At 70.5% G+C, this 16257-nt stretch carries 9 protein-coding genes; 2 read left to right on the top strand and 7 right to left on the bottom strand.

Annotation, left to right across the window (positions count from 1 at the left end; genetic code table 11):
• Positions 1–2 precede the first annotated feature (2 nt).
• From AC1U89_RS08910 to AC1U89_RS08900, 3 genes are all read right to left on the bottom strand, one after another.
• The gene (locus AC1U89_RS08910; RefSeq protein ID WP_479899361.1) at positions 3–3323 is read right to left on the bottom strand and encodes a response regulator; all 3321 of its coding nucleotides are present in this window, start codon (positions 3321–3323) and stop codon (positions 3–5) included.
• Between the two features lie 617 nt (positions 3324–3940).
• On the bottom strand, positions 3941–4333 hold the full coding sequence (locus AC1U89_RS08905; protein WP_479899360.1) for a response regulator: 393 nt from the start codon (positions 4331–4333) through the stop codon (positions 3941–3943).
• An 83-nt stretch (positions 4334–4416) separates the two neighbouring features.
• Positions 4417–6882: an ATP-binding protein gene (locus AC1U89_RS08900; protein WP_479899359.1), complete on the bottom strand. Its 2466-nt coding sequence runs from the start codon at positions 6880–6882 to the stop codon at positions 4417–4419.
• A 191-nt stretch (positions 6883–7073) separates the two neighbouring features.
• Between AC1U89_RS08900 and AC1U89_RS08895 the strand changes: the two genes are divergently transcribed.
• Together AC1U89_RS08895 and AC1U89_RS08890 are read left to right on the top strand one after the other, a co-directional pair.
• Positions 7074–7448, top strand: a complete 375-nt coding sequence (locus tag AC1U89_RS08895; RefSeq protein WP_479899358.1) for a GFA family protein — start codon at positions 7074–7076, stop codon at positions 7446–7448.
• 87 nt (positions 7449–7535) lie between these two features.
• Positions 7536–10514 carry a VIT domain-containing protein gene (locus tag AC1U89_RS08890; protein ID WP_479899357.1) on the top strand — a complete coding sequence of 993 codons (2979 nt, stop codon included), beginning with the start codon at positions 7536–7538 and terminating at the stop codon, positions 10512–10514.
• A gap of 152 nt (positions 10515–10666) precedes the next feature.
• Here the strand turns inward: AC1U89_RS08890 and AC1U89_RS08885 are convergent, their stop codons facing one another.
• The 4 genes from AC1U89_RS08885 to AC1U89_RS08870 all read right to left on the bottom strand — a co-directional run bounded on the left by AC1U89_RS08885 (position 10667) and on the right by AC1U89_RS08870 (position 16146).
• Positions 10667–12106 (bottom strand): esterase-like activity of phytase family protein, encoded by a 1440-nt coding sequence (locus tag AC1U89_RS08885; RefSeq protein ID WP_479899356.1) that lies wholly within the window; start codon positions 12104–12106, stop codon positions 10667–10669.
• Between the two features lie 4 nt (positions 12107–12110).
• Entirely contained in the window at positions 12111–14477 is a 2367-nt protein-coding gene (locus tag AC1U89_RS08880) for a TonB-dependent receptor (protein ID WP_479899355.1), read from the bottom strand.
• 134 nt (positions 14478–14611) lie between these two features.
• Positions 14612–14986, bottom strand: a complete 375-nt coding sequence (locus AC1U89_RS08875; protein ID WP_479899354.1) for a response regulator — start codon at positions 14984–14986, stop codon at positions 14612–14614.
• A complete protein-coding gene (locus tag AC1U89_RS08870; protein ID WP_479899353.1) occupies positions 14983–16146 on the bottom strand; it encodes a sensor histidine kinase in 1164 nt (387 codons plus the stop codon). The genes AC1U89_RS08875 and AC1U89_RS08870 overlap by 4 nt, the downstream gene beginning before the upstream one ends.
• Between the last annotated feature and the right edge of the window lie 111 nt (positions 16147–16257).

Raw genomic sequence — 16257 nt, 5'->3', positions numbered from 1 at the left:
CTCTACCTAGGCATCCACACGCGCACGAGCKAAAGCAGTTTGTCGACGTCGATGGGCTTGGCCATGTAGTCGTTGGCCCCGGCGGCGATGCAGCGCTCCTGGTCGTCGGGCATGGCCTTGGCGGTCAGCATCAGGATCGGCAGCTTGGACCATCGCGCATCCTCGCGGATCTGGCGCGTCGCGGTCAGGCCGTCCATCACGGGCATCATCACGTCCATCAGCACCAGGTCGACGGCGCGGGAAGGATCCTCGGCGGACCGCCCCAGGGCCTCGATCGCCTCCTGGCCGTTGCGGGCGATCTCGACGACGGCGCCGCGTGGTTCGAGCACGTTGGTCAGGGAGTAGACGTTGCGGATGTCGTCCTCGACGATCAGCACGCGGCGGCCCTCCAGGACGGCGTCGCGGTTGCGGGCCTTCTGGATCATCTTCTGCTGCTCGGGCGGCAGCTCGGACACCACCTGGTGCAGGAACAGCGAGACCTCGTCGAGCAGGCGTTCGGGCGACTTGGCGCCCTTGATGATGATCGAGCTGGAATAGCGACGGAGGCGTTGCTCGTCGTCCGCCGACAGGTCATGGCCGGTATAGACGATGACCGGCGGGAACGCGTGGTCGCCGTCCTGGCTCAGCGTCTCCAGCAGCGAGTAGCCCGAGGCGTCGGGCAGGGACAGGTCCAGCACCATGCAGTCGAAGGTCTGCTGCTTGAGCTGTTCCAGGCACTCGGCGGCCGTGCCGACGCCGACGGTCTCGACGTCGCCGGACGACAGCAGCTTGCCGACGGCGTCGCGCTGCACCGGATCGTCTTCGACGATCAGCACCCGTCGCACCGTGCTGGTCAGCTTGGACTGCAGGGTCCGCAGCACCTCGGCCAGCTCGTCGCGCTTGACCGGCTTGACCATGTAGCCGATCGCGCCCAGCGACAGGGCGGTCTGGCTGTGGTCGGCGGCCGAGATCACATGGATCGGGATGTGCCGGGTCGTGTCGTCGCGCTTGAGGCGATCCAGGACCATCAGGCCCGACTCGTCCGGAAGTCCCACGTCCAGGACCACCGCGCTGGGCTTGAACTGCCGGGCCAGCTTCAGGGCGTCCTCGGCCGTGCCGGCCACGAGGCAGTCGAAGCCGAGCTCCTTGGCTAGGTCGCGCACGATGCCGGCGAACTTGTCGTCGTCCTCGATGACCAGCAGCACCCGGCGGCCCTTGGTCAGCTGTTCGCGGTCGTCTTCGACCGTCTTGGCCAGGCGTTTGGCGCGCGGCGGGCGCGGCGCGGGGGAGGGGATCGCCTCGACGGGCGCGGCCTGCTCGCGTGGCGCCACGAAGGTCGGATCGTAGGTGCGCGGGATAGTGACGGTGAAGGTGCTGCCTTCGCCGGCCGTGCTCTTGAGCGTGATCGCTCCGCCCAGCAGGCGCGACAGTTCGCGCGAGATCGACAGGCCCAGGCCCGTGCCGCCGTACCGGCGGCTGATCGTGCCGTCGGCCTGCCGGAAGGCCTCGAAGATGCTCTCCTGCTGTTCGCGCGGAACGCCGATGCCGGTGTCCGTCACCGCGAAGGCCAGGCTGTCGGCGCCGGCCGGCGAGACGGTCAGGCGGACCTGACCCTCTTCGGTGAACTTGAAGGCGTTCGACAGCAGGTTCTTGAGGATTTGCTCCAGGCGCTGGCGGTCGGTCTCGACCAGGGCGGGGCAGTCCTTCGCCACGACGATCTCGAAGCCCAGGCCGCGCTCGTCCGCGACGGGCTGGAACAGTTGGCGCAGGTCCCCCGTCAACCGCTGCAGCGGGAGGCTTTCGGGGCGCACCTCGATATGGCCGGCCTCGATCTTCGACAGGTCGAGGATGTCGTTGATCAGGGTCAGCAGGTCGTTGCCCGACGACTGGATGGTCTGGGCGAACTTCACCTGCTCGCCCGAGAGGTTGCCGTTTGGGTTGTCGCTGAGCAGCTTGGACAGGATCAGCAGCGAGTTGAGCGGCGTGCGCAGCTCGTGGGACATGTTGGCCAGGAAGTCGGACTTGTACTGGCTGGCCTGTTCCAGTTCGCGCGCCTTCAGCGCCACGGCGGCGCCGGTGCGTTCCAGTTCGTCGCGCTGGGTCTCCAGCGTCTGGGCCTGCTCCTCGAGCTGGCTGTTGGTCTGCTCCAGTTCGACCTGCTGCTGCTCCAGCCGCGTCTGCGACTCCTTGAGCGCTCGACCCTGTTCCTCCAGCTCCTCGTTGGAGACCCGCAGCTCCTCGCTCTGGACCTGCAGTTCTTCGGCCTGGCGCTGGGTTTCCTCCAGCACGCTCTGCAGCTCGGAACGATAGCGCGCCGAGCGCAGGGCGATGCCGATGGACGGCGAAACCTGGTCCAGGAATTCGAGCATCAGCTCGTCGGCTGGATGCAGGAAGCCCAGTTCGATCACGGCGTTGACGACGTCGTCGGCATGGGCCGGCACGATGACCAGATGACGGGGCTTGTCGCGCCCCAGGGCCGAGCTGATGGTCAGGTAGCCCTCGGGCACGTCGCGAACGATGGTCGGGCGGCCGTCGGCGGCGGCCTTGCCCAGCAGGCCTTCCTTGACCCCGAAGCGAAGCGTCACGTCGGCGTCGGCGGGAATCCCCAGGGCCGCGGCGCGATAGAACTGGCCCTTCTCGCCCTTGAACAGGGCGCCGGCCTGGAAGCCGAGATATTGCGACAGGAAGGTCAGGATGCTGTCGCCCAGCTCCTCGACCGACTTGTCGCCCATCATCGCTTCGGCGAGGCCGACCTGGCCCGACTGCAGCCATTCCTCCCGGGCCCGGGCGCGAGCGCTGCGGCGGATCAGGGCGAATACGGCGATCGTCAGCGCGGCCCCCAGCAGACACGTCAGCACGCCGCTGGTCAGGGCGGTCTTGTGGGCGGAGTCCATCTCGGCCAGGCGAATGTCGCGCAGGCGGTTTTCCTCGGTGCGCATAACGTCCAGCTGGGCGCGGACGGCGTCCATCTCGATCTTGCCGCGGTCGGTGGCGACAACAGCGAGCGCGGCCTGGGTTTCCCCGCGACGGCGCAGGTCCACAGTCTTCGCGAGTTCATCGAGCTTGGCGGCGATGTGGCGCTTKAGCGGGATGAGGTTGGCTTGCTGCGCCGGGTTGTCCTTGGTGAGCGCGGCCACCTCGTCGGCGCGCTGGCCGACGGCGCTGACCGCGTTCTGGTAGGGCTCGAGATACCGGTCGTTGCCCGTCAGCAGGTAGCCGCGCTGGCMGGTCTCCGCATCCTGGGCCGTGGAGAGCAGCTCGTCCAGCGCCATCAGCACATTGTGGGTGTGCCAAATCTTCTCGTTGTTGGTCCTGAGAACCTCGATGTTGCGGAAGGCGATCATGCCGCTGAGAACGAAGAACGCCAGAACGAGCGCGAGCCCGATTGTCGCCCATAGTTCCACTTTCGTCCCGGAGGAGGACGGGCGACGAGGTTCGATTGACGACATGGAGTACTCGGAGTCGGAGTTGTCGATCCTGCCCCCTCAGGCGATACCGGGGGCAAATGGCGGTTGGCTTGGCGAGCGGTCAGGACACGAGCGGCGGACGGGAACGGCGCGAAAGCGGTCCGGGCTTGGCGAGAGACCGCGCTTGAGCTGGGAGCAAGGAATCCTTGGCGCCCGGTCGACGGCTTTTAGCCACGACGCGTCTAAACTCAAAATAGGCCGGAACACCAAGCACCCCCATAGCGCACCCGATCGCGCGGAGCCACTAACGCTAAGCCGCCGTTGCGGTTCCACGCGAAAACGGCGGGGTCGACCAGCATGGCGATGCGGGCTGCTCGAAATGGAGGTCCCGGGCCCGCACGACGGTTGTGATGCCCGGTTCATTTCAGGTCAGCTCAGGGCTGAAGGTCGTGTTCCTGGAACGGCCCTGATGTCAGCTCGTGGGGCCTCTCGGCCCATCTATCCCCGAAACAAACTCCACCCACCAGCACCCGCCAGCCCGCCGATCCCGCCCCCTACCCCAGCACCAGCCCCGCATCCCCCCGTCGGGCGATCAGGTCGCCGATGGTGGTGAACAGGGTCGAGAGGTCGACGGGCTTGCGGATGACGTCGTCGGCGCCGGCGGCCTGGCAGTCGGCTTCCAGGGTGGCGCCGCTGTCGGCGGTGATGACGATCACCGGCAGCTGGGCCTTGGCGTCGGGGCGGGTGCGGATCTCGCGGATGGCGGTCAGGCCGTCCATGCCCGGCATGCGCAGGTCCATCAGCACCAGGTCGTAGGCGTTGGCGTCGATCATCGCCAGGCCGGAGGGGCCGTCCTCGGCCTCGTCCATGTCGACCCCGCCGGCCCGCAGCATCTCGGCGACGACCCGGCGGTTCATCTGGTTGTCCTCGACGAACAGCACCCGCATCGCGGAGGATCCCCGGCTTTCCAAAGTCGGCGGTCCGACGCGACGGCGGCAGACCCCAAATCAAACAAGAGTTTAGAGCGGGTTCAGGCGGTGGCAACCGTCCTGGCGTCGCGATCGTCGGCCGCCCGCTTTTCGAGCAGGCCGCCCAGGGCCTCGACCAGGGCCGCGGCGGTGACCGGCTTGCGCACGACCAGGGCGGCGCCGTCCGACAGCAGGGCGGCTTCCGCCTCGTCGTCCGAGCCGTCGGCGGCCTGGGCCAGCAGCACCGCGACCGGGGCCGGCGCCAGGGCCTCGCGCAGCGCGGCCAGGGCGGCGCGGCGGGCTTCGGCGCCGTCGCCCAGCTCGGCCGCCTCGACCAGGGCCAGGTCGAAGCGCCGGCCCTGGGCCGTGTCCAGGGCGTCAGCCAGGCCGGCCGTCGCGGCCAGTTCGCGGACCTTGGGGCGCAGCACCCCGGCGAGGATCGACCGGGTCAGCGGGTTCGGATCGCAGAACAGCACGGCGCGGTCGCCCAGCGCGCCCTGCATACCGGGCGCGGCCGCGACCGCGTCCGCTCGTTGCAGCGGCAGGACGACGGTGGCGGTCGAGCCCTGGCCCACGACGCTGTCCAGGCGGATCTCGCCGCCCATGGCGTCCGCCAGCCGGCGGCAGATGGCCAGGCCCAGGCCCGCTCCGCCGTGGGCCCGGGTGCGGCTGGAATCGACCTGGCCGAACGGCTCGAACACCTCGGCCAGCTTGTCGGGCGGGACGCCGGGGCCGGTGTCGGCCACCTGGAGGACCAGCCGCTCGCCGGCGGGGTCCTGGCGGACGCTGGCCGATAGCGACACCGACCCCCGGTCGGTGAACTTCACGGCGTTGGACAGCAGGGCGAACAGGATCTGGCGCAGGCGGCCCTGGTCCTCGACGATCCGCCCGGGGGCGGCGGCGAAGTCGCAGGTCAGGGCCAGGCCCTTGGCGGCGGCCTCGTCCGACCACAGCCGCGCGGCTTGGCGGCCCAGCGCGGGCAGGTCGAAGGCGGCGCGGTTCAGGGTGACGCCGTCGGTCTCGAGGCGCGCCAGGTCCAGGATGTCGTCGACCAGGGCCCGCATGGTCTCGGCGCCGGCGCTGACGACCGCGACCCGGTCGCGCAGCGCGGGGTCCAGCTCGGGCTGGGCCAGCACCACCTCGGTCATGCCCAGGATGCTGTTCAGCGGGGTGCGCATCTCGTGGCTGGTGGCGGCCAGGAACTCGGTGCGGGCCCGTACGGCCTTGGCCAGGTCGTGGTTGGCCTGGCGCAGCCGCTCGTTGGCGGCGCGGGCCAGGTTGCGGCTGTGGCGCACGCCCACGACGGCCGCCACCAGGGCTGCGACGGCCAGGGCCGCGGCGGCCAGCAGCACGGCGGCGATCATGTTGCGGGCCCGGGCCAGCTTGACGTCGCGCTCCAGCTGGCCGGCCTTCAGGGCGGCGATGCGCGAGGCCTGGTTGGCGGAGTCGAACTGGGCGGCCATCAGGGCGGCGTTGGTCGAGGCGGCCAGGGTCTGGGCCTGGTCGTCCAGGCGCTTGAACGCCTCCAGGTGCGCCAGGGACAGCTCGGTCTGGCCCAGTTTTTTGTAGGTCTTGTAGGCGGCCGCGTGCAGGTCGACGTATTCGGGCCCGGTGGTCGTCAGGTCCACGCCGGCGAACAGCGGGGCCAGCAGGGCGGCGGCGGCCTTGGGATGGCCGCGCGCCAGCTCGACCTGGACCGTGGCCTTCATCACCGACCGGCGGGCGTCCGGCGCGTCGGGCAGGGGACGCAGCAGGGCGTTGGCCGCATCGATCAGGCGCATGGCGGCGTCGGGATGTCCGCCGTGGACCTCGGCGATGGCCTGGTTGGCGGTGATCCGCGCCTCCAGCTGGGGACTGCCCATCGCGTGGGCGATCTTGCGGCCCCGTTCGAACTCGGCCACCGCCCGGTCGTACTGCTCGCCGTCCATCAGGGCGTTGCCGATGTTGTTGGCCGCGCTCAGCTGCAGCAGCTGGTCGGCCGGATAGGCCTCGGCCGACTGGGCGTAGTAGTGCAGCACCTTCTCGTAGTCGTGGGCGTCCTGATAGATCGAGCCGATGTTCTGCAGGGCCACGGCCTGGCCGCGCGGATGGCCGGCCTTGCCGAAGATGCGATAGGCGGCCTGGAAGTCGCGCAGGGCCAGCTGCACCTGGCCGCGGGCGGCCTCCAGCGCGGCCTGGGTCATGACCAGGTCGCCGTGCAGCTTGCTGTCGGGCGCCTTGGCGGCGGCCACGGCCAGGCCGGCGGCGATCACCGGCGCGGCCTCGTCGGGACGGTCCAGCCGCAGCAGCGCCTCGCCCTGCAGCCACTGGGCGGCGGCGATCTCCTGGTCGCGGCGCGGGCCGGTATCGGCCTTGGCCAAGGCCAGGGCCTGGGTCGAGAGGGTGAGGGCGGCGGCGGGGTCGCCCATCATGGCGGCCTTGGCGGCGTCCAGGCGCGCGTCGACCGGACCGGCGGCCGCCGCCACGGGCCCGGCGACCAGCAGGACGGCGAGCGCCGCCGCCGATCCGATCCGTTTCCTGTCGATCATGCCCCGCCCGTTCGTCGCCGACGTCCGGCGAACCTCCGGGAGGATGTTCGCGAGCGCGTGATGAATTCGTAAACCGGGACGATAGCAGGCCGGGGCGCGACCCCAGGCCGCGACCGGACGTCGCATGCTGACCCGGCTGTCAGCAGGAGCCGCCTAGGGTGGCGGGCGTTGTTCCCGCCAGGAGAGACGCCATGACCGACCTGCCCCTCAAGGCCCGCTGCCACTGCGGCGCCACCCAGTTCGAGGTGACGGAGGCGCCGACCGAGCTGACCGACTGCAACTGTTCGTTCTGTTCGCGGCGGGGCGCGCTCTACGCCTACTACAGGCCCGCCCAGTTCAAGCTGACCACGGCCCGCGACCGGGTCTCGACCTATCAGTGGGGCCACTATCTGGGCCAGCACCACCACTGCGCCATCTGCGGCTGCCCGACCTATTCGGAGTTCCCCAGCTTCGACAGCGGCCAGCCCGACTTCGACGACCCGCGCATCAGCATCAACGCCCGCCTGTTCGTCGACTTCGACTGGGCCGCCCTGCCGGTGCGCAAAAACAACGGCAAGGCTTATTGAGGCGCACGGCTCCGAACCTCTCTTGTCTACAGATGTAATCTGCGCCTAGGCTCCTCGTCATAAGGAAGAACGGGGAGACGTCACGTCATGAAGGTTGTCCTGGTCGCGGCGATGCTGGCCCTGTCCAGCGTCGGCGCATGGGCGGCGGAGACCGCCAATCCGCTGCTGGTCGCCCGCCCGCGCGGCGTGGAGACCGGACAGCCGAGCCAGGCCCTGAAGATCGCCAATCTCGACGTCGAGGTCACCCTGGTGGGCGGCCTGGCCCAGACCACGATCACGGCGCGCTTCGACAATCCGACGGCCCAGATCATGGAAGGCGACTTCACCCTGGCCCTGCCGGCCGGTGCGGTGGTCAACGGCTACGCCCTGGACGTCGACGGCCGCATGGTCGACGGGGTGCTGACCGGCAAGCGCCAGGCCAAGCTGGTCTATGAGGAGCGCGTGCGGGCCGGGGTCGACCCCGGCCTAGCCGAGGTGACCGCCGACAACAGCTTCCACACCCGGGTGTTCCCGATCATGCCGGGACGGGGCCGCACCATCCGCCTCAGCTATGTCAGCCCCCTGGCCGCCGACGGGAGCTTCGAGCTGCCGCTGTCGTCGCAGGCGGTGGTGGGCGCGATGAAGATCGCGGTGGCCGCGCCGAGCGCCGTCACCGCGCCGTCGCTGGTCGCGCCCGGCGGCCTGAAGCCGGACTGGACCAAGGCCGCCGCCGGCGGCTGGAGCGCCTTGGCCGTGGCCAAGGACGTCACCCTGTCCGGMGCCCTGCGGGTGGGCGCGTGGAGCGCGGCGGGTCCGCTGGAGCTGAGCCGCCACGCCAACGGCGAGCGGTTCTTCGAGCTGCGCCTGCCGTTCGACGCCCAGGCCGCCACGGTGCGCCGCCTGCGCGTCTACTGGGACCGTTCGCGCTCGCGCACCGGCGACGACCTGGCGACCGAGATCGCCGTGCTGCGCCGCTATGTCGAGGCCGCGCGCCCGGGGGCGGTGGACCTGGTGACCTTCGCCGACGACGCGCCGCGCGTGGTCGCCCTGTCGGCCCCGACCGGCGAAGCCCTGGAGGCGGCGCTGAAGGCGGTGACCTACGGCGGGGCCAGCTCGCTGAAGGGCGTGTTCGCGGCCGGCGCCGGCCAGGCCGACACCTGCATCCTGGTCTCGGACGGCCGCATGACCCTGGACGGCTGGAACGCGACGCCGCCGCCCTGCCGGACCTTCGCCCTGTCCAGCGCCAAGGGCGCGGACCGCAACTTCCTGGCCGCCCTTGCCGAGCGCGGGGGCGGGCGGCATGTCGACCTGTCGTCGGTGACCCCCGACGCCGCCCTGGCCCGCCTGACCGCGGCCGGGACGCCGGGCTTCACCCTGAAGGCCGACGACGGCCAGTCGGTCGACCATCGCCTGGTGTCCGGTCCCGCCGGCCGCTGGTGGATCATCGGCAAGGCCCCGGCCGCCGGCGCCCTGGTGTTCACCGGCCCCGGGGGCGCGCGCACCTTCCGCCTGGACGGACCGGTGCGGGCCTTCGATGGCGTGGGCGTGCTGTGGGGCCGCGACGCCGTGGCGGGCCTCCTGGCCACCGACCGCCCCGACCGCGACGAGGCCCTGGCCCTGGCGCGGCGCTACAACGTGGCTACCGAGGAGGCGAGCTTCGTGGTGCTGGAGAACATCCAGGACTATGTCGACGCCGGCGTCGCCCCGCCGTCCTCGGCCAGCGAGGGCCTGATCGACGGCTACCGCGCCGCCATGGTGCGCAAGAAGACGATGGACGCCCAGGTCCAGGCCGCGCGCCTGGATAAGATCGTCGAGGCCTGGACCGCGCAGAAGGCCTGGTGGGACAAGACGTACAAGGCGCCGACGCCCCCAGCGCGCGCCGTCGTCCAGCCTCGTCCGGCCGTCGCCCCGCCGGCGGTCATGGCCGCGCCGATGGACGAGGCGCCGTCGCTCCCGCCGCCGATGCCCGCACCGCCGCCTCCGCCACCTCCGCCCCCGCCGGCCTATTCCGGCAACAGCGTCGACGAGGTCGCCGTCACGGCCGCCCGGCGCGAGCAGTCCCAGTCGATGGCCCTGGCCCGCGCCGCGCCCTCCGCCGGAGCCGAGGCGGCGGAACCCGAGTCGGCGGAAAGCCGCATCGTCGTGGCCGCCGCCGCGTGGAATCCCKATCGACCCTATCTGAAGGCCCTGGCCGCCACCTCGGGCGAGGCCTGGCGTCCGCGCTACGCCGAGCTGGAGACGTCGTACGGCGACGCCCCGGCCTTCTATTTCGACGTCGCCGAATGGCTGTTCCGCTCGGGCCGCAAGGCCGAGGCGGCCGCCGTGGTGGTCAGCGCCCTGGACGTGCCGGGCGCCGACAGCAAGACCCTGATCATCGTCGCCGACCGCCTGCAGGCCTATGGCGACCTGGACCGGGCGATCTGGCTGCGCGAGCGGATGCTGTTCCTGGAGCCCGACCGTCCGCAGCCCCGCCGCGACCTGGCCCTGGCCCTGATCGCGCGTGGCGACCGCACCACCGGCAAGGCCCGCGAGGCCGACTACCGCCGGGCGCTGGACCTGTTGAACGCCGTCGTCGTCCGCCCCTGGAACCGCGACTATGACGGGGTCGAGGTCATCGCCCTGATGGAGGCCAATCGCCTGATCGCCCGCATGAAGGCGCTGGGCCTGACCCAGGACGTGCTGGACCCGCGCCTGGTCGCCCTGCTCGACGTCGACATCCGCGCGGTGCTGGAGTGGAACACCGACAAGACCGACATGGACCTGTGGGTGGACGAGCCGACCGGCKAGCGGGCGATCTACAACAACCCCAACACCGCCATCGGCGGCCGCCTGTCCAACGACATGACCCGCGGCTTCGGCCCGGAGGAGTACCTGTTGCACCGCGCCCCGGACGGGACCTATGTGCTGAAGGTCAATGTCTACGCGGCCGACGTGCTCGACCCGAACGGCCCGAGCACGGTGCGGGTGCGCCTGTTCCGTGACTGGGGCCGCCCCAGCGAGAAGCAGGAGACCTTCACCATCGAACTGAAGAAGGGCGACAACGGCGCCATGACCATCGGCCGGTTCGAGATCGGCAAGAAGAAGTAGTCCGGAGAATCCCTCTCCCCTTGCGGGAGAGGGTGGCCCCGCGAAGCGGGGTCGGGTGAGGGGTTTCCCGGACCTTGCCGGACAGGGCTTTCAACCCCTCATCCGACCTGCTTCGCAGGCCACCTTCTCCCGCAAGGGGAGAAGGGGTCCCCCTACGGCAGGGTCAGGCGGTAGACCAGGATCCGGCTGTCGTTGTCGATGTCCGAACCGCAGGCCTGGCCGGACATCCGGCAGTCGCGGGCGATGAAGTCGTTGTCGTTGCCGACCAGCAGGAAGTAGTCGGCCGGCCGGCCCGGCTCCAGCGTCGGGACCAGGTCCATCGCCTCCCACTTCTCCGACAGCGCCTCGACGCTGAGCCCGACGCGGGCGAGCTGGGCGGGATTGAGCAGGTTCACCAGCTCGACCGCCTGGACCGGGACGATCCCCGGCGCCAGCGTCGTGTCTGCGGGGTCCTTGAGCACCGACGTCGTGGTGGTCTCGTACGCGCCGCCGGCCAGGTTAGTGGCGCCCGCGACGTCGACCAGCAGGATGCTCTTGAAGACGATCGGCGCCTTGCCCGCCGCGCCCACGCCGGCGGCGTCGCGCGACAGCATCAGGAACCGGTGGCCGTCCAGCGCACGGATCTCGCTCTGGGCGGCGGTGCGGTCAGGCGCGCCGCCGTCGGCCTTGGCGGTGTAGGCCGGCAGCCGCATCACATAGTGGGCGACGGGCCTGGCCGGCGCCGGGTCGCGGCTGACGTCGTAGGCCAGCACGCGGGTGTTGACGCGGCCGGCGGCCTCGCCGGCGGCGCTGTCCTGGATCAGGGCGCTCTGCAGGGCCACGAACAGGGTGCGGCCGTCGGGCGACAGCGACACGCCTTCCGGCCCCTGGTTGTTGCGCCGGCCAGTCTTGGGCGGCTTCAGCGAGCCGAAGTCGGGCTTGCCGTCGCTCCGGGGCGCGATCGCCGCCGGAGGCGTGATGACCCCCGTCAGCCGGCCGTTCTTGTCGAAGAAATAGACATTGGCCGAGTACTCGTCGCCGACATAGAAGCCGCCGTCGCGCGTGAACTGCAGGGCCTCGGCGTCGAGCGACACCTTGCCGGCGCCGACGCCGGCGGCCGGAGCCGGCAGGGTCACGCCGCGTTCGACCAGCGTCCCCGCGCCCGGATCGGCGCCCGTGAACGGCTTGCCGTCGAAGTCGCGCAGCTCCAGCCCGCCGTCGGGGACCAGCTCGACCTTGCGGTCGCCGGGCGTGAACCTCAGGCGCAGGCGTTCCAGCCGCGCCGGATAGTCGAAGAACAGGTTGGCGGTGGGGTCGTTGCGGCCCCGGTCCGGCAGCGTCCAGACCACGCACTCATAGTGGTCGCCCACCCGCTTCCAGCTGCCCGGCGCGACCTGCAGCGACGAGAACGAGCCCAGGGTGTCGCCCAGGAAGTCGACGGTGCCCGCCGGCAGCCGGCCGGCGCCGACCAGGCCCTGGTCGACGAAGGCCTGGCCGCCCAGCGTGACGGTCCGCGGGCCTTGTGTGGCGTCCAGGTGCGGCCGGACGATCGGCTCCTCCGCCGCCGCCAGGACGGGGAGGAGCCAGGTCAGCAGGATGAGGGCGGTGCGCATCCGCCTAGAAGTCGACGCCGATCGTGGCGAAGAACTGGCGCGGCGCCGACGAGTGGAACACCAGGATGCTGCCCGCCGCGTCGTCCGGCGCGAACACGCTGCTGTCGAAGTTCGAGGCGTGACGCTCGTCGGTCAGGTTGGTGACGTTCAGCGTCGCCTTCACGCCCTTCGTCGGACCCACGGCGCCGAAGTCATAGCCCAGGCCCAGGTCGAAGGTGGCGTAGCCGCCGAAGCTCTGGTCGTTGGTGTAGGTGTAGTAGCGGCGGCCGGTGTACTTGCCCTGCAGCGAGGCGAAGAAGCCGTCACGCTTCACGGTCACCACGCTGGCCAGCATCGTCTTGGGCGTGTCGACCTGCTGCTTGCCGGCCGTGGCCTTGATCACGCAGGTGGTGGTGCACCAGTTCAGGTTCTCGTCATAGGTCGACTTGTTGTACGAGGCCGAGTTGTACCAGGTCAGCCACGACAGCGGCTTCCACAGCGCGCCCAGCTCCACGCCCTTGCTCGTCACGCCGCCGGCGTTGTGGAAGGAGTTGCCGCAGCCGGGGTTCTGCTGCTGGTTGGTGGGGCAGGGGTTGTACTGCAGCAGGCGGTTGTCGAACTTGACGTGATAGGCCGCCACCGAGACCTGCAGCGGGCCGCTGACGAAGCGATAGCCGGCGTCGAAGCTCTTGGAGGTCTCGGGCTTCAGGTACTTGCCCTGGGCGTCCCAGACGGCCTGCGAGACCGACTGCGGGCCCAGTTTGAAGCCGCCCTGGAACATGGCCATGTTCTCGGCGTAGCTGGCGTACAGCTCGTGGCCCGGCGCGACCTGCCAGTGCGCGCCCACCTCCGGCAGGAAGTTGTCCTTGGCGTGCAGCACGCCGCTGGCGAACTGGCTGGAGGCCGGCGGGGCCGCCAGGGCGACGCCGCGGATGGCCTGGGCGTCCGACTTGGCGTCGGTGCTCTTGAAGCCGAAATCGATGCTCAGGGCGTCGTCCAGCAGGGTCACCGTGTCCTGCAGATAGAACTGCTGGGTGGTCCAGTCGGTCTGCTGCACCCACTGGGCGGTGTTGGGCGTGCCGTCGTCGTCCAGGAACTGGGCCAGGCTGAAGGGGCCGGTGACGTTGGTCCAGATGTAGCGCGCGGCGCTGCTCGTGTTGTCCTCCAGCCAGAGGCCGCCCTGGATGTGGTGGGCGCCGACGGTCCAGCCCAGGCTGGCGACCACGCCGGTGCGGTCGATGGTGTAGCGCGTGTCGCGGATCTGGACCGGGACGTCGTCGGCGGTGGACGTCGTGCCCTGGGTGGACCAGCCGGCGATCCAGTTGTTGCCCGCCCCCTTGTCGGCGTGGTGGTAGACCTGCACGTGCGCCAGCAACGACGGCGTCATGTTGAAGTCGCCGGCCAGGTAGTAGAGCTCGTCGTTGCGCAGGATCTGGCCGTTGGTGAAGGTGACGTCGGCGTTCTTCTGCGGCGACGACGCGGGCACGCACTTGGTCGGCGCGGTCGGGGCGGTCACCGAGYAGTAGGCGACGCCCAGATAGGACTGCCAGTCCGGCGCATAGCCGGCCCAGTCCCAGCCCAGGCGCCCCAGCATGTCCTTGGACAGGTAGGCGTCGTCGGCCTGGTTGGTGCGCGAGACGTCGGCGAAGGCCGTGATCTTGGCGACCTCGCCCATCCGGTAGACCAGCTTGCCGTTCAGCTGCTTGCCGGTCGACTTGTTCCAGGCGCCCTGGTTCACGAAGAGGTCCTGCTGGCTGTACTGGCCCGACAGATAGGCCGACAGGCCGCCGTGCTCGCCGCTGTCGATGCGCAGGAAGGTGCGCGCGGAGTCCTCGCTGCCCAGGGTGCCGTTGGCCGAGACCCCGAAGTCCTTGTGCGGATCGCTGGAGGTGTAGATCAGCGCGCCGCCCAGGTTGCTGGTCGAGGCGATGCCCAGTCCGGCGATGCCGGTGGCCAGGTCGGCGCGGCCCAGGTTCTCGGAGATCAGGGCCCGGCTGATGGTCAGGCCGTTGTAGTTGTTGTAGGCGCCGTCGCCCAGCGGCATGCCGTCCAGGGTGTAGCCCAGGTGGGTGGTGTTGAAGCCGCGCACCTGCAGCGACAGCGACTGCTCGTTGACGCCCAGGGCGTCGATCGACTGGGCGCTGACGCCCGGCAGGAAGTTCAGGGCCTTCTGGATGCTGGAGCCGGGCGGCAGGACTTCCAGGCTTTCCGGCAGCAGGGTCGAGACCGAGCGGGTCTGGCCGCTGCCGATGACGACGATCTGGTCGACCTCGTTGCTGTCCGCCGGTGCGGCCGGAGCGTCCGCCGGCGGGGTGTCGGCCGCCTGGACCTGGCTGGCGAACATCAGACAGGCGGCGATCGCCAGCAGGCTGGCGGCGGACTTCTGCAACATTACGGATCCCCTGATTTTCAGCGCCGCCGCTAGGACTCGCGTCCGCAGCGCCGCTTGTTTTCAGGTGACGCGTCTATTCAGGTTCAATGACGGTTTTTCAACATCGCGGGCGGGCCCAGACCAGGCGGGCCCCGCTAGGCGGCCTTGCCGAACGCCTCGACCGCGTCCTTCAGCAGGACGGGATTGATCGGCTTGTTCAGCACGACCACGTCCTCGAAGCCCTGGCGCGGCAGGGCGCCGTAGCCGGTGGCGAAGACGAACGGGATGCCGGCGGCGCGCAGGCGCTCGGCGACCGGGAAGACCATGGTCCCGCCGATGTTGACGTCCAGCACGGCCCCGTCCAGGGCCGGCGGCGGCGCGACCGCGTCCTTCAGGTAGGCCAGGGCGTCGTCGACCGCGCCGAACGAGCCGGAAATCTGGCAACCGAAGTCGGTCAGCAGGTCCTCGACCATCAGGGCCACCAGGGCCTCGTCCTCGACGATCATGATGCGCGGAGGCTGGTGGGTCATTCGGGCGTCCTCGTGCTGGGGCCCGCCACGATCCGGTCGGACAGCGGCGCGCGCAGCCAGTAGGTCAGGCCCTTGGGCTGGTAGGTCAGGCTGGCTTCGCCGCCCAGGTCGCGGGCCACGCCGCGCTCCAGCAGCTTGGTCCCGAAGCCCTGGCGCTTGGGCACGAACACCGGCGGGCCGCCGCGCTCGACCCATTCCAGCACCAGGCTGGGGACGCCGTCCACGTCCTCGATGCGCCAGACCACGGTGACCTGGCCGCTGGCCGCGGTCAGCGCCCCGTGCTTGGCCGCGTTGACCATCAGCTCGTGCAGGGTCATGTGCAGCGCCACCGCCGTTTCCGGGGACAGCGAGAGGGCGGGGCCGCGCGCCGAGAAGCGCGGATCGTCCAGGCCGCCGAACGGCTGCAGCGCCGCCTCCGCCACGTCGCGCAGGTCGGTGCGGCCCCAGGCGCGGCGGGTCAGCAGCTCGTGGGCCCGCGACAGGCCCATCAGCCGCGACTCGAAGCTCTCGGCGAAGTCGGCCGGCGAGGGGGCGGTGCGCAGGGTCTGGCGGGCGATCGACTGCACCGAGGCCAGGGTGTTCTTCACCCGGTGGTCCAGCTCGCGCAGCAAGAAGGTGCGCCGCTCCAGCGCCTCGGTCAGCGAGGCGTAGAGGTTGGCGTTCTCGATGGCCGCCGCCGTGGCCCGGGCCATGGCTTCCAGCTTCATCACCGTGTCGACCGACGGCGTCTGGCCCACGGCCCAGTAGGCGCCGATCGCGGCGATCGGGTCCTTGGCGCGCACCGGCGTCATCACCAGGCTTTTGACGAAGGTCGGGCGATAGGCGTCGTGCGGGATGCGGTCGTCGAGATAGATGTCGGGGATCACCACCGTCTGGCCGTGGATCATGGCCCAGCCGGAGATGCAGGCGGTCATCGGGAAGCGCTGGCCCTTCCACATCGGGCCGATGGCGTCCTCGTCCAGGTACCAGCACAGGTCGCCGTCGCGCAGCACGAAGCAGACGCCGTCGGCGCCGGAGATGCGCCGGGCGGCCGAGCGGACGACCGCGGCGACATCCTCGATCGTGCGCGTGGCCGACAGCGCCTCGATCGTTTCGACCAGGGTGATGAGGGCGGCGTGGTCGGCCTGTTCCGAACGCTCGGCGTTCGCGACGTTTAGCACTCTTGGGCGTCCCAGATACGCGTGTCCCCGAGCCGCCAGCCTAGCATCGGTCGATGTCGCGGCAAGGTGGAGTCTATCCTTAACGCTCGTCGAACGCGGTCATCCGCGACC

It is taken from the genome of Caulobacter sp. 05T431, from assembly GCF_056665975.1.
Note: the sequence above shows the minus strand (reverse complement) of the source record. Positions and strands in the feature narration are given on the sequence as shown.